This is a genomic window from Bradyrhizobium sp. STM 3566 (genome assembly GCF_045571445.1).
GTDB classification, from domain to species: domain Bacteria; phylum Pseudomonadota; class Alphaproteobacteria; order Rhizobiales; family Xanthobacteraceae; genus Bradyrhizobium; species Bradyrhizobium vignae.
In genome coordinates this window covers 6,225,199-6,240,146 of the sequence record NZ_CP120692.1, presented here as the reverse complement: position 1 = coordinate 6,240,146, position 14,948 = coordinate 6,225,199, and the positions used below count along the sequence as shown (strand labels likewise).

Here is a 14,948-nt window from a genome sequence, read left to right as displayed (position 1 = left end):
GCGTGCGCGCGCAAATGATAGAGAAGCTGGAGGCCGGCCGCGTGCAACACGGCCGATTCGGTACCGCTCCGGGATCGGGACCTTGCGGCGTATTCCTTGTGCAGGGGCCTTGCGGGTGTGAACTAAAAATAAGTGGATTCGTCCGTCCCGGCTGGGAGCATGTTGCCGTCTCGACGCCGCGACGCTGTCCGAACTGGGAAGAGATGTGCTTTGTCAAAGACCTGTTCTGGGATGAGGAGGAGTGCGTCATGCAACTGCATCCGCCACAATCTCAGTACGTGAATAACAGCCGATATTGTCTTCACCTTTGGAGACCCACTCATCGGGAGATCCCGACGCCGCCGTCAAGCTTTGTAGGCATTGTTGGACTAGGGCCCTCAGACGCGGCAATGTTGTTCGCGCGGATGAGCGCGACAGCATGATGAGGTGAGTTGGTAATATCCGAGCGGAAGGTAACGCCGAGCGGCTGCAGAAGCACCGAGTCGGCGCGCCGATCTGAGGCGACATAAGCCGGTATAGGTCAAGATCAATCGCGTGTTTGCCGTGTGGGGCGGGCTGAGCCTGAAATTTTCTGCTGTCACATTGGGCAGCTAACAGTGCACTGATCCGGGTAAGGATTGCGGAGCCGTGCTGAATGGGGTCCGGCAGCAACATTCCATCGAGCCGGCGACCGGACACAACGCAGTCACTGGCCGTTCCGACGACGCCAATTGCGCAACTCTTTGGAGCGAAAAAGTATGTGCCGATCGGCGGCATAACGCGGTAATGTGAGATCGAGGCCAACGGGACGGTCGAATTCAGTTTGACGAACGCGCTTTCCAGGGGCGCCACGACCCTGTACTGCGTCCGGAATTGCAAAGGGTCGGCCTGCCGTCGCTGAGCGACAGACATGAGCTCGTCGGCCACCACCCCGCACCCGGAGCGAGGATCGTGAGCAGTGGCGGTGGAGACACCAAGTGGGCGCGGGGGGCGGTAGCTTCGGCACTTATCTGGTTGTCAGCTCGTCGTCAGCTTGCCGCGAATATCATCCGCAGGCGGGGCGTAAGCAGCCCGCGCTCGCTCTGAAGAAACGTACGCTGAAGCAGGCGAACCGGCATGTATAATCGAGTTAATGGGCAACCCACACGCCCTAATCAAGCTGACGAACAGAGTCCGTCGGCGGACAGTTGCGGATTTGCGCAAACGATGACGGATCTGGCTCAACGGCAGAGTGCGCCATCTGGGGATTTGTCCGACAAAATGGGGCTCTGCTGCAGCAAGCCACATGCCTCGGAGGCAATCATTTATAGTGCGAGCACCTCGGATCCCAGCATATCCTCTCTGTCCTCCAGCTCAAGTCCATCCTCTCCAGTGAGGTCTACGCACCCTCTGTTCGAATACAGGACGGCCGAATTGCCCGAGGCCAATGTCGATGGAATCTGCGTTGGATTGGCAGCGGAGTGGCTCCTCAATCTTCCAAGCAGCCCTTCATCCCGGATGAGGGCGCTACGCCCGGGGACTCAAAATCACAGCTCAGCGGCAATGCGTCAGCAGCGATATGAAGAGCTCAAGACTCTGTTGCAAAGCGATAGAGCGGAAGAGTCTCACAACCTTGAGGCAAAAAGCGTGATGTTACGCGAAGCCGGCCTAGAGCCGTCCGCCGAACAGACGCGACATAGGTTTGGTACATCTTCGCGCATTGACCAGATCGTGAATGAAATCACCGACGATCCATCGGTCTATTTGGTCAGCTTGCGTTTCCGCGCAGGTGGTGCCCACACAATCGCAACGTCGACATCGAATGGAATGACGACGCTCTTTGATCCAAACTATGGAGAATTTACAGTTCAGTCAGGTCAGATGGGTGAGTTGCTCAAAAGTCTCGCCGAGCGTTACAGGAGCCCGAACGGACATGATATATCGATTGTCGTCACACAAAGAATGACGTGAGTGTTTGGGAGGTTGCAACAGACGTGTCGAGCCCCACGGATCGGATCCTTTCGCGATCGATGCCGGACAGCCGCATCGGGTCCGAAAGTGCAATCGCGGCAGGCAACACGGATTGTGGCCCCCTGAACGTGCACCCGACGTGCTTGCTAGCGGAGCTCAACGCAGCCTTCGTTGCAGGAGTACGCTCGACAGAAGCTCTCTGAGAGTAGTGCAGCGAGACGAGAATAATCAAGAGAGGTGGGCCGGTTCACTCAGGTTGATGAGCGCATGCCCTCGCGCGTCAGAGCCTGAAGGGGCTGCGCGTGCATTCAAGCAGGTCCGTTGGCCGGTTAGACCTTGTCTGAAAGCTGGCTCAGCTCCTGGTGTGCGTTTCGAGGCCTTGCTCGCTCAAGGCGAAGGGCGAGCATCACGCATCCACTACAGCCGGCACAAGCTGTATTTTCGTCTGCTTCGGAATCGTCGCCGACCACTTCTCTAGTGACCTCGCCGCCAAACAGCTGCTGTCGAGGATGATGCGTGTCGCCGCACCAGCTCACGACCGAGTCAACGCTCGTCACGAGCTCCGCAACGGTACGGCCGTTGTCCTCGCCGCAGCGCTTCCGCTGCCGTCTGGCTCTGGTGACGTCGAAAACGGAACCGACCCAGTGATCAGGCTATGTGGGTTAGATCTGATCTCAGTCTCACACCGGAAGCAGCGCGGGCGCGACTCGGCGCTGGTCAGGTTGGACAGACGCCATTTCTGCCACGCCCGCACTGGTTGAAGTTAGCGGAAACGTGACTCGGCGCTCAAGGCCCCACGCATACACGGGGCAGGCGCTGTCCCTACCACGGGCCGCTAACTTCAACGTCACTGTACACGGGTTAGCTTTCCGAAAGCTGACGAACCCGATGCGTTCACAAAACGAAAGCGGTTGGTGTGGGTCGATACATTATCTGGAACCCCACCCATCGGTCCTATGGTCAAGCATAGATATAAACCGATCTCTTCAAAGAGGTCGTGAACTTGTGCCGATCCCCTCATAGCCCAAATGTTGCGATCCCCCTCTAAGGAGGTCGCCGACCGCTGCGATCGGACGGTCGTGATCATCGTCAGCATAATGGCGGCACGGTCGGCGCCACGCCGGCTAGCAGCGAAGGTCAAGCTGCGCCTTCCTAAGGCAATGCCTCTCAAGGCGCGCTCAGCGCAATTGTCGGTCAAGCAGATCCTGCCATCCTCGAGGAAGCGGGCGAACTCGTCCCAGCGCCTGAGCATTCAATTCAGGCTTTGGGACCTCGGAGGAGCGGGAGAGGGTTTCGCGTTGGCGCAACAACCAGGCGTGCATGTCCTCGAGAAGCGGCTTGCTTTTCCTGGCGCACGGCGCGCCGCTCGTCAGCGTCCCAGCCATTGATGGTGCGTTCGATCTCGAACAACGCATGGAGGTGTCTGACCGCTCCAGCGCAATCGGAGAGACCGTTTGCTCTGCACCAAGTGTCGACCGAGCGGATCGAGACGGCAGCGGTGAGCGCCTTCTCGGCCATGCGCAGGCGCTCCAGGAAACCCGGAAAATAGGTGGGTTTGCGGATGCTCTGGATCGGCTCTGCGAGAGAGCGTGCGCCGCCCTTTCGCTGGGCCACCTGCAAGTGTCGCAAGTTCAAGCGCGGTTATCGAGTGGCTCGATGGTCTTGGTCCTAAGCCAGACCGTCATACGGCTCACTATGGCTGATGGGTTCAGTAGGTTAGGCCCTCATAGCAGAGCCTGCCGGCTTAGACGTGGCAGTGCGCAGGAATGCTTCACCCTTGCGCGATTGCATCGTCGCGCGCGGGACCACTAGCTAGAAAGACGTCCGGCATCCGGTAGATCTCAGACGTACTGCACCAGTCTAAGATAATCGTCTGTGAGGACAGGTGAGCGAATAGAACAAGCCGCGTCTTCAAGGAAGGTGGTCAGAGTCCGACTAGCCCGAGTCCGGACTTCGACAGATTGCCGTGCCGGCGCGCGAGCACGGAGAGTTGCTAGCTCGGAACTGACCAGGTCAGCCGCTGCTGGGGCGCAATCTGTGGCAGAGAAGCAACCAGCAGACATGACAGCTTGTGCCAGTCCCAATGTGGTGAGCCAACCCGCATAGATCAGCACGGCACCGTCTGTCTCATTGAGCCCAGAGAGCTCCTCAATTGCTGCAGCATGAACTGATGCCGCTCCAACAGACCGAAAGAGATCGGCTATTTCGTCACGGGTGGCTTTAGAGAGTAGGCACCGGCCGAGATGTGATAGGAGCGCCTCAGTCGGACCTTCGAAGATGCGAAGGATGCGAGCGTCTCGATAGATTTTGGCTAAAGGCGCTCCCTCATCGTAACCACGGCCACCTAACAGCTGGACGCATTGATCAGCGACAAGGCCGCACCACTCCGAGGATAAAACCTTCGTTGCCGACGCAAGGTGGACGTTTGGCGCGCCCTGCGCCGACACAAGTCGGCAGGATGCGGCCAGCATCGCCTTGACGACTTCCCGCCGCAGCACCATCTGCCCAAATAACTGCTCGATGTAGCTGTTCTCGATCATACGCAATTTACCGAGCCGACGATGGCTTGCATAAGAGGCTGCGACCTGGATAGCGCGCTCAAGGGCTCCAAGACCCATAGCAGCCACACCGACACGGCCTCGGTTCATACTAGATGCCGCTGCGCCCCAGCCGTCTTGATCGCGAGAGAGCACGTAAGAACGCGGCACCTCGACATCTTGGAACTCCAGGGTATTCTGAATGATGCCACGTAGACCGAGTGTGCGATGCTCGTGCGTGACCTTGAGGCCTGGAGCTTGCCTGTCAACGAGTACACCAACGAGCCGACCTTTCGCATCGGCTCCAGACGCGCGCGCAAAGCAAACGATCCAGCGAGCCCAGTCAGCGAGACCGATCCAGATCTTGCGACCAGAGATACGAACTTTATCTTCGCGCATGAGAGCCGAAGCCTCTATATGCCTCGGGGCCGAACCGGCTCCAGGCTCGGTCAAAGCAAAAGCGCAGAGATCGCCGCGTGTTGCACCCCAAATGATTTGCTTTTGTTCGGGAATGTGCGGTGCCGCTTGGATGCAGGGCAAGGCGAGGAAGTTATGGATGACGAGGGTAGAGGCAGCGGAGACATCAAACGATGCAGTAGCGGAGATCAGGTTGATAGCCTCCTGCAAGGGAAGAGCTAATCCGCCGTGCTCTCCTGGCGTCGTGAGCCCGAACAGTCCATGCCTTGCCAATATGCTATGTAGGGTCGGAGGGAATGCTCGACGGTCATCCGCGTCTGCGAAATTCAGCTGACTGAGGTCAGCGATCAAACTGGAGTATAGTGCAGCTGCACGGCCTTCGGCTGTGCGTTCCTGCGCCTCCGTGAATTGGGCGTAAACCTGAGTATACATGGCCATAAGGCCCACAATGAACCCGGTCGCGCTTCGTGCCAATTCATCCCCGTGGCTAGCTCGGCTACACATTGGTATAGTGTGGATGCCAGATCAGTATGAGCACGTTCTCCGGGACTTGGATTTATTGCGGCCGCTGCGCGGGCGAATGTTCTTGCGCTCACATCTGCAAGCGGATCGCTCGCATTGTGTTGACGGCCGATCTTGATCTCTCGCGACGGGCACCCGGGGGGAGTTCGACCGGTGATGTTGGGCACGGAAGAAACGCTCTCGAATTTGAACTGAAACCTTGTCCGATCGCTGGGCTGGCTCCCACCGATCGGTGCGTCGGAGCCTTTCGGTCGCCGCCGGAGACGGCAGACGAAGCGTTCAAGCGCTTGGTAGAGGCAGCTTCGTGACAGACAAACGCGACAGGCCCACTTCCATCGCAGTGCTGGACCGTCTTACCTTGGTCGTCTAGGCCCTACCGCCGTTCATGCGGATAGGCCGAGGGCTGGACCTTTGGCGCGGCTTGCAAGGGCTACGTTGCAAGCTCGCGCAAAACAAAGCCCTGGCATTCCTGCCAGGGTTTTGCATGTCATCATTGACACGTTGGCAGAGTGGATCAGAAGTCCATACCGCCCATGCCGGCGCCTGGAGGCAATGCCGGACCAGCCGCGGCCTTCTTCGGCAGCTCGGCAACCATGGCTTCCGTGGTGATCAGCAGCGCCGCCACCGAGGAGGCGTTCTGAACCGCGATCCGCACCACCTTGGTCGGGTCAATGATGCCCTTGGAGACAAGGTTGGTATACTCACCTGTCTGCGCATCGAAGCCATAAGAGTACTGCTCGTTGTCCAGGACTTTGCCGACCACGATCGAACCGTCTTCACCGGCGTTGATCGCGATCTGGCGAGCCGGCCAGGACAGCGCCTTGCGCACGATCTCGACGCCGGTCTTCTGGTCGTCGTTCTTGGTGCGCAGGCCCTTGAGCTGCTCGGAGGCACGGAGCAGGGCGACGCCGCCGCCCGGGACGATGCCTTCCTCGACCGCCGCGCGGGTCGCATGCATCGCGTCATCAACGCGATCCTTGCGCTCCTTCACCTCGACCTCGGTCGCGCCGCCGACGCGGATCACCGCGACGCCGCCAGCGAGCTTGGCGAGACGCTCCTGGAGCTTCTCACGGTCGTAGTCCGAGGTGGTCTCCTCGATCTGCGCCTTGATCTGGGCCACGCGCGCCTCGATGTCGGCCTTCTTGCCGGCGCCGTTGACGATCGTGGTGTTCTCCTTGTCGATCATCACCTTCTTGGCGCGACCGAGCATGTTGAGCGTGACGTTCTCGAGCTTGATGCCCAGATCCTCCGAGATCGCCTGGCCGCCGGTCAGGATCGCGATGTCCTGCAGCATGGCCTTGCGGCGATCGCCGAAGCCCGGAGCCTTGACGGCCGCAACCTTCAGGCCGCCGCGCAGGCGGTTTACGACCAGGGTCGCGAGCGCTTCTCCTTCGACGTCCTCGGCGACGATGACGAGCGGCTTGCCACTCTGCACCACGGCCTCGAGCAGCGGCAGCAGCTCGTTCAGCGAGGAGAGCTTCTTCTCGTTGATGAGGATGTAGGCGTCGTCCATCTCGACGCGCATCTTGTCGGCGTTGGTGACGAAGTAGGGCGAGATGTAGCCGCGGTCGAACTGCATGCCCTCGACGACGTCGAGCTCGGTCTCGAGCGACTTGGCTTCCTCGACGGTGATGACACCCTCGTTGCCGACCTTCTTCATGGCGTCGGCGAGGAACTTGCCGATCTCGGCATCGCCGTTGGCCGAGATAGTGCCGACCTGGGCGATCTCGTCGTTCGAGGTGACTTTCTTCGAGTTCTTCTCGAGGTCGGCCACGACGGCCTCGACCGCGAGGTCGATACCGCGCTTGAGGTCCATCGGGTTCATGCCGGCGGCAACGGACTTAGCGCCTTCGCGGACAATCGCGGCGGCCAGGACCGTCGCGGTGGTGGTGCCGTCGCCGGCAGCATCCGCCGCCTTCGAAGCTACTTCGCGCACCATCTGGGCGCCCATGTTCTCGAACTTGTCTTCGAGTTCGATGTCCTTGGCGACGGCAACGCCGTCCTTGGTGATGCGAGGCGCGCCGAACGACTTGTCGAGCACGACGTTCCGACCCTTGGGACCGAGCGTGACCTGCACGGCATTGGCGAGGATGTCGACGCCGCGCAGCATGCGGTCCCGTGCGTCTACTCCGAACTTGACTTCCTTGGCTGTCATAAACAATTCCCTCAGTTCTTATTCTCTCATCCTTCGGCGCGCCCAAGCGGGCGCTCGTCAGGGGGAGCTGTGCGAGCGCTGGATTAGGCGGCTTTCTTCTTGGAAAACACGTCGGTGAGAACCCCCATGATGTCGCTCTCCTTCATGATCAACAGCTCATGGCCGTCGATCTTGACTTCGGTGCCCGACCATTTGCCGAACAGCACGCGGTCGCCGACCTCGACGTCGATCGGGATCAGCTTGCCGGCTTCGTCGCGGCCGCCGGGGCCGAGAGCGACGACTTCGCCCTGGGAGGGCTTTTCCCTGGCTGTGTCGGGAATGATAATGCCACCAGCGGTTTTCTCATCGGCGTCGATGCGCTTGACTACGACGCGGTCGTGAAGCGGACGGAAATTCATGCAAGGCTCCTGAGCGTTTGACGAATTAGAGATAGTCACATTGTGACAAGCCAATTTGTAGCAAGGGTCAAGCCAAAAATGAGCTGAACGATCCATGCCTACAGCTTTTGCTTGGCTGTGTCGGGAATGATAACGCCGCAAGCGGTCTTCTCGTTGGCGTCGATGCGCTTGCCGACGCGGTCGTGAAGCGGACGGAATTTCATGCAGAACTCCTGAGCTCAAGTTTGAGATAGTCACATTGTGACAAGCCTAATCATAGCAAGAGTCAGGCCAAAACGAGCTCACCGAGAGACGCTCAGTTCTGCTGAATCGTAGCTGGGTCTCGCGTGTCTTTGTCCGGAAGCAAACGTCCTCAGGTACGCAGCCCGCCAAGCTGCGCTAAAAATGACATTGCGCCTCGTCGAAGCACCCGGATTGAGCCCAGCGTCCTCGACATTGTACGGGGGCCGTTGCATCGATCTAAGCGCTGCGATTTCAACTACGACGGCAGGGTGCAGCATATGATTGCGTCGTCTGACGCCAGCATCTAGCGGCTGACGCCGGCGAACCGTGCGGTGCACAAAGCCCCTCGATGAGCAGTGCTCAATCGGTCTGACGTAGTCACAAAAATATGCCAACTATCTCGAAAACCGCAAATTGCGTCAGCGAATCTTAGATGGCGACCGTTGGTCGGCAGAACACAGTTCGCCCAGCTGTGATCGAGCTGATTGGCTATTGCTGCGGACGAGAGATCACTCTGCCCGGGGACGCTCCGCTGAGAATAGCTGTAAGACGAGATTCGAGTGAAGCCGATCGTTCGCCCGTCCCGAAAAAAAGAGCCGCCGGCGAACGATTTGGCTGACAGAGGCGCCTCTGCCGACGCTGGGTTGGAATTTGTATTGCGGGGCAGTCGCTGCACCTGTCTGTCCGAGCGGTGTCCCTTTTGATATTGACGGCATCCAAATAGCCGCCATGGATCAAGGGGACTCAGCGGCATATGAACGATATACGTTGATATACGTTGTGCCAGTGCGTCTGGCGTGTGATTTCGGCTTCGAAGTTCGAAAACTCACGCGATCTCCGGGCCAAATGGAAAAAGCACCTGTGTCTCCTGTAGAAGTACACCAGCACATCGTCTCACTTCTTCAGAAGCCGAATCCGGTCATCCTAGATATCGGCTGCAATGACGGGACCGATACGCAACAATTTCTCAATCTCTGCCCGCATGCTCAGCTCTACTGCTTTGAGCCGGACCCCAGAGCGATCGCGCGCTTCAAGAAGAAGCTGGGCTCATCTCTCAATAAGGTGAAGCTGTTTGAAATTGCCATCAGTGATCGAAACGGGATGATCGACTTTCATCCAAGCAATGCAGATGGTGATGCGAAGGAATGGGACCTCTCCGGCTCAATACGCCGTCCGAAGAATCATCTTACCGAGTATGAGTGGGTTCGGTTCGATCGCCCCGTCTCGGTTGAAACGCGGCGGCTGGATGACTGGTGCAGCGAAGCGGAGCTGAACACGGTCGATTTCATCTGGATGGATGTTCAGGGAGCCGAAGCCGATGTTATTGCCGGCGGCAGGCAGACCTTAAGTAACACGCGCTTCGTCTACACGGAATATAGCGACCGCGAGCTCTACGAAGGGCAGTTGTCCCTGCAAGCCATTCTTGACCTGTTGCCATCATTCGAAGTGGCGGCCCACTATCCACGCACAGTGGAGGGTGATGTATTGCTCAAAAATACGCGCTTCTAGTGGCTGCGCGGATCGAGCGCCTCATTCATCGCTGCAAGACATGACCTGCGCGGTCTGTGTCATCCAAAACTGCAAAACTGGTGATGATTAGGTGAGGGGATATGAGCAGCCGAACGGGCACCCCGGTTTCCGACCGCCATTGCTGACCCGCGCATCACGTCGGCGTTCGGGTGGTGAGTCTCTGACGTCAGCGAGCCGGCACGACCGACGACGTCGCGGTCAGCAAGCCGTGCCGTTTCAGACCCTTGAATCAACACCGCCAGCCGGTGCTCAAAGCGCTGAATTGTCTGAGCGGCTGCTGCATGGTCTGGACTTCTAGGAAGTAGGTGCACTGCTTCGAGCAAATTGCAAAGCAATTGCACCAGTTGTAGACGTTCGTGTCTCAACGAGAAAGCGAGCTGAAGCATCTGTTCATTCTAAATGAAGATGGCCGTGACGCGTCCAGCATAACCGCAGCAGCCGATTGTGCCACAAGCCGTCCCGGCGCGACGCTGGAGAAGGCGGCCGCATCATCAGCGGCCGATGTCGTGCCGGATCGGATCAAGATCGTCATCGCAACCCGAGTTACTTGCCTGCTGATGTGGCTCAGGTCGAGCTGATCACCGATCTGCGCGCTCACTTCGCCAGTGCAGCTGCGGCGCGATGACGAAGATAGGCGAGGACGTCAGTAAACGCCTCAACGTAATCCCGGCGCAATGCCCGAGGTGTCTCCTAGGCGCGCCGCCCGATCACCCGCAATTCCAGATCGGTCCGATCGGCGTCCGCCTCCAACATGGCCCGAAACTGCCGCCATTGTAGCGTCCGCCGCGGAAGCCGGGGGGCCGAAATAGTGCCACTCGCCACCCCAGTGTAGTACTGAGGAACGGGGTCAATATATCAGTGGCGCTGGTCGGCGCGCGAGAGCCGTGGTATTGCGTGTTTGTGCTTGTAGAGCTGAATGCTGTTACTCAGCGGCTGGCGATAGCCGGGCAGGAAGCCGTAACCTTGCCAGACCTTGGGCCGCTTTTGAATTGGCGCAGCGTTCGTGACGACCGGCAGCGGCGACAGGATCACAGTAGCAGTTAGGCACACTAGGCGAGATATGGATCGACAATAGTCGGTCGCGTGCGCGGAGGCCATTCAAATGTCGGTGCAGAGTTCTGCGCATCTCGCGCAGAATGTTTCTGTTAGCTGATCACGTCCTTCCTGATGAGAAAGCATGCATATGCCCGGCTGTCATCCACCTGCAGGATCCAAAGCCCCACAGCGTAGCAGCAAGGGAGAGCCCGAGCGCGAGAGCTTGCCGGGACTGATGACGCGGCCGACCGAGCGCTCGATCTCGGCCAGGATGTGCGCTGCGTCTGGGCACGCGTTCTCGATCCTGGACAGACATCATCACGAGCACGGATCCACAAAGTCGTCGAGCAGATAGAGAGCGTTAGGATGGCGCGTACGGTCTCTCTATGACTCATGCCGTGCATCAGGTGCTCCGAGCAGAGTTGCGGCGACGGGTGGCCCGGTGATAGGGATCGATGCGCCATAGCCCATGAGGCGAGCAGCCAGGGCAGGTCGGGCGCTAGGACGGGATCGATCGATTTCAGCGAGTGACTGTCAATCGATCGCTTCCGTTTGCCTCTGGCTCCCGCCTCCTTCGCAAATCATGAGACACGGCGGGCCAGAACACTTGAAGCTGCCAGTCATTGCTCGAAAAAAAAGCCCGGCCTCTTCTCGATGGCCGGGCCAAAGTCAGCCACCGACAGAGGGAGAACTGCCGGCGGTTATTTGCGGAAAGACGTTCACCGCAAATGCCCAATTGCGAATTGATCAATGATCGAAGAAATCTGGCGTCGTTTTTTTGGATGAGACGACATTGATGAAATGCAGCTCGCGACTGCCTCGCACAAACCTTTAAGGTCGTATTCTCCGTTGTCCTGAGGATCGTCAAAGTCATGCAGATTAACTGAGCGGAGTCGAACAGACACAATTCGCAGCCGTTCGAACGGCGTCAACGTTCCGGCCGCAGAGTGCAGCAAGCCAGCATTCCCCGAGGCTGGGACGGAGTATGTTGTTGTTCGTATGCGAGCACCCCGAGATGTTCGTGCGGGCCCGCAGACGGCGATTGGGGCACCTGCTCCGCCATCTGCTGTACACACCATCGACTGCATTGGTATCATCGCCTCACCGACGGTAGCAGACAGCGGCCGGTCTGAGTTGCCGGGCATCCCCGTCAGCTATTTCGAAATGCTACAATCTGACGCCACGTGCGAGTCAACGTCTTTGAGCTGATCAGCTCAAAATTCAACCCGCCGACCCTCTCACAGGCAGCTGCAGGGGATCTGCCAGCGATCGACATGCGCGTCGCATTCTATTTTTGAAAGGGCGTCGTCTTGTCCAGAAGATCAGGATTGAGTCCAGTCTCGCGCCGATGAAGGCAATTCGCCTACAGCGAAGCACTCGGCGAAGGTTTGGCGCCCGCACAGGATAGCGTTGCGGCAGAAGCGGTGAGCGATTACCAGAAACTGTACATGCGACCCGAGGCGGAAGATCGATCGGCGCCATCAATAGGGGGCTATGAACGCGGCGGAAAGCTGTTGCGACGAAGGACACAGACGAGACTTCCGGATGCTCGGACCACAACAACAGCCTTGCTGCGTGGGGCGGCGAGGGCGTCTTGAGGTCCACCGCTTTCCGCAAAGAGCAGCTCCTGGTTCTTGACGCCCCGAAGGGCATGTCGTGGCTTTCCGCCCATCAAGTGACAGACCTCAAACGAGTGTCCGCGCGTAAGTACTTTGATACAATGTCGAGGCGATGCGACTATCGGTGTTGATGGGAAGGATGCGCTGGCCGAAACCCACCTGTCTTGTCGCGAATACGACAGTGCGATCTAAAATAGCAGGGAATGCGCCTTACGGCCGCTGGCATAAGCCTCCACCTCCGCGCACACCTCACCGAGAGCGAGAACAGTGCGAATCTGCTGAGCGGGTGCCTACCAACCTCGAGTATTCGAGACTGCCAATGCGCACAAAGGAGACGCTATGCTATGTGTTTGGCTGGATCCTATTTACCGCGTAAATGCTGCACGGCTGCTGCGTTTTGCAACGGCCGCGAGCCCCGCGCGCTCAGGTTCATCGAAGTGATTTCTGGGCATTGCGACGCTCTGTGTCGCGGCCAGAAGCGCTTGTGAAAGCACAGAAAAGGCAAAATCCCGTGATGATCGTGAGTTGTACCGGAGAGCACATGACGACAGTCATCACAAATCTGTTAAACCGAAAGCAGATGCTCATTTCTCCTGTCGTTTAAACAAGGCCGGCACGCCACTAGGTCCTGTAGCTGAAGAGAACATCATATCGCAGGTCCGGCAATCCGTTGCTGAGGGGCGTGCGGAGCGTGGACAACCACTTCATGGAAATCCCGGCTGTGCTTCACTTCCGAGCAGGAGTCGGCCGGCGCTTTGAAGCGTTCCCTCGTTTAAAGCTGCGTGCTGGGCGACCACAAAGCTGTCGCACATGGCGCGCGCCAGATTGCTGGTGGTATTGAGCGACGCACTTCCGGCAAGACCGCTCGCAATCCTACAGACCTCAGCGCTCTGCCGCGCAGCGTTCGTCGCGGCGAGTCGCATCAGCGCCGCCGTGCTCGGGTTTACCGCACCTTTCAGCGCTTCCTTCCACAGCTCCTCGGTGGCCTCATAGAAGAAGGAACGGGCCGAACGCAGCAAGGCTTCGGTTTTGGCCATTTCCAGTTGGACATAGCCGCGCTCTGCCATCACAGGCGCTCCAGTGATTGAGGCGCGGCTTCCGGCCATGGCGATTACCTCGTCTAGCGCGGAGCGCGCAATACCGATGCCGACAATCGCATGCACCTGTGCAGCGAAAGCCACGGACGGATAACGATAGAGCGGACCGTCGAGTGTCGGCGGCCCGCCGCGGATCAAGGTCCATTCCTCCGGCACAATGACCTCGTTGACAACGACGTCGTGGCTGCCGGTGCCTTGCAGGCCAATGACGTCCCAATTGGGGCGGATTGTCACCTTTTCAGCCGGCATTACGGCTACCCGCGGAAGGCCACCGGTCTCATCGTCTTCCACAGTGATGCCAACGCCTATCAGATCCGCGCCCGGTGAGCCGCTGGCGAATGGCCACACGCCGCTCACGACAAACCCGTCGGTGCTTCGCCTGGCGAGCTGGAGCGGGAAAAGCGCACCTGCCAACACCACGTCAGGTCCATTCGCGTATACCTTGCGAAGCGTTTCGTCCGGAAGGGCAGCGAGGTAGCGAGCCCCATCGCCGAAGCTGGCGACCCAACCGGCGGAGCCGTCGGCTTCGGAAATGCGCTCGATCAGGCGACAAAAATCGGCCGGCGTTCGCTCGTCGCCGCCGAACCGCCTGGCGGCCAAGGCCCGATAGACGCCAACGCGCTTGAAACCCTCGATAATCTCATCGGGAATCTTCTGCGCGGGGGCGAACTCGTTTCGACGCGCGCGGATATCGACCAGTAGCGGCGACAGATTATCCCAGGTCGCAGGCGTAGTGTCGGTTTCTGCAGTGATCTTCTCTGGTGGAGCGTTCATAAGCTGTCCTCGGTGTCTTGAGCCGACCACGCCGCGCCTCATTGATTTGGATCGCGCGCGCATGGCGAAGCCGGCCGGATTGATAACTAGTCGGAAGGGATCGTCGAAACTGCCGCAGTTGATATTGTACTGTGACGCGATTGCAGGCGGTTAGCGCCCCAACGTATTGGCTGCAAGAAAACGTCTTGAGGGCCGGAAAGGCTGACAGAGTATGGCTGTCAATGCTGTCTTTGAGGCTCAAGCGGCAAAGCAGCCGATATGCGGCGGCGAGATCGATCCGCCTCTGCTGCACTATGTCTCCGACGGTTGACGGCACCGCTCGTTTTGTCATGTCGTCTCCAACGGACGATTTGTCACCAATGGAGCCCGCCCGGCTCGAGCCACGTTGCGAATTCCCGACTTGGCGAACGCGAGGCGCTCCAAGCCTGCGGCTCTTTTCCGTCTGCCCAGCAATCGACGTGCCATCAAACATGGTTTGCCATCTGGGTCTTTAATCGAGCGAGATCACGTTCAAAGTGCGCACGCCAGCAGGATGCTCGCGCCTGCCGTGTCTGGTTCCTGGCACAAGACGTCACCAACCGGACAGGGCGGAGGAGAACACTGAATCGGAGCTCGACCGCGGACCAGTTGGGCTCGGCTTGCCAGTGGAGGTTCAGCCCGCTCCGATCTCCCGACATTACCAACAGCGCAATGTACCGTTGTTCACGACTGTG

At 58.9% G+C, this 14,948-nt stretch carries 7 protein-coding genes and 3 pseudogenes; 2 read left to right on the top strand and 8 right to left on the bottom strand.

The window, feature by feature from the left end; all coding sequences use genetic code 11:
* The first annotated feature begins 1,392 nt into the window (after positions 1 to 1,392).
* Complete coding sequence (locus P6U27_RS29990; RefSeq protein ID WP_407193014.1) at positions 1,393 to 1,929, top strand: YopT-type cysteine protease domain-containing protein; 537 nt, start codon at positions 1,393 to 1,395, stop codon at positions 1,927 to 1,929.
* Between the two features lie 1,069 nt (positions 1,930 to 2,998).
* Here P6U27_RS29990 and P6U27_RS29985 read toward each other — a convergent pair.
* The 6 genes and pseudogenes from P6U27_RS29985 to P6U27_RS29960 all read right to left on the bottom strand — a co-directional run.
* Positions 2,999 to 3,380 (bottom strand): annotated as a pseudogene (locus tag P6U27_RS29985) (transposase); the annotation flags it as partial.
* Positions 3,379 to 3,501: pseudogene (locus tag P6U27_RS29980) on the bottom strand (IS256 family transposase); the annotation flags it as partial. The pseudogenes P6U27_RS29980 and P6U27_RS29985, both read right to left, overlap by 2 nt.
* Before the next feature lie 269 nt (positions 3,502 to 3,770).
* A complete protein-coding gene (locus tag P6U27_RS29975; protein WP_407193013.1) occupies positions 3,771 to 5,315 on the bottom strand; it encodes an acyl-CoA dehydrogenase family protein in 1,545 nt (514 codons plus the stop codon).
* Between the two features lie 604 nt (positions 5,316 to 5,919).
* Positions 5,920 to 7,560: a chaperonin GroEL gene (groL, locus tag P6U27_RS29970; RefSeq protein ID WP_407193012.1), complete on the bottom strand. Its 1,641-nt coding sequence runs from the start codon at positions 7,558 to 7,560 to the stop codon at positions 5,920 to 5,922.
* An 83-nt stretch (positions 7,561 to 7,643) separates the two neighbouring features.
* Positions 7,644 to 7,958: a co-chaperone GroES gene (locus P6U27_RS29965; protein WP_407193011.1), complete on the bottom strand. Its 315-nt coding sequence runs from the start codon at positions 7,956 to 7,958 to the stop codon at positions 7,644 to 7,646.
* Between the two features lie 98 nt (positions 7,959 to 8,056).
* Complete coding sequence (locus P6U27_RS29960) at positions 8,057 to 8,161, bottom strand: hypothetical protein (protein WP_407193010.1); 105 nt, start codon at positions 8,159 to 8,161, stop codon at positions 8,057 to 8,059.
* Between the two features lie 880 nt (positions 8,162 to 9,041).
* Between P6U27_RS29960 and P6U27_RS29955 the strand changes: the two genes are divergently transcribed.
* The gene (locus P6U27_RS29955) at positions 9,042 to 9,689 is read left to right on the top strand and encodes an FkbM family methyltransferase (RefSeq protein WP_122406865.1); all 648 of its coding nucleotides are present in this window, start codon (positions 9,042 to 9,044) and stop codon (positions 9,687 to 9,689) included.
* A gap of 728 nt (positions 9,690 to 10,417) precedes the next feature.
* Here P6U27_RS29955 and P6U27_RS29950 read toward each other — a convergent pair.
* Both P6U27_RS29950 and P6U27_RS29945 read right to left on the bottom strand, forming a co-directional pair.
* Positions 10,418 to 10,808 (bottom strand): annotated as a pseudogene (locus P6U27_RS29950) (hypothetical protein).
* Between the two features lie 2,260 nt (positions 10,809 to 13,068).
* The gene (locus tag P6U27_RS29945; RefSeq protein ID WP_407193009.1) at positions 13,069 to 14,235 is read right to left on the bottom strand and encodes an acyl-CoA dehydrogenase family protein; all 1,167 of its coding nucleotides are present in this window, start codon (positions 14,233 to 14,235) and stop codon (positions 13,069 to 13,071) included.
* Positions 14,236 to 14,948: the final 713 nt, after the last annotated feature.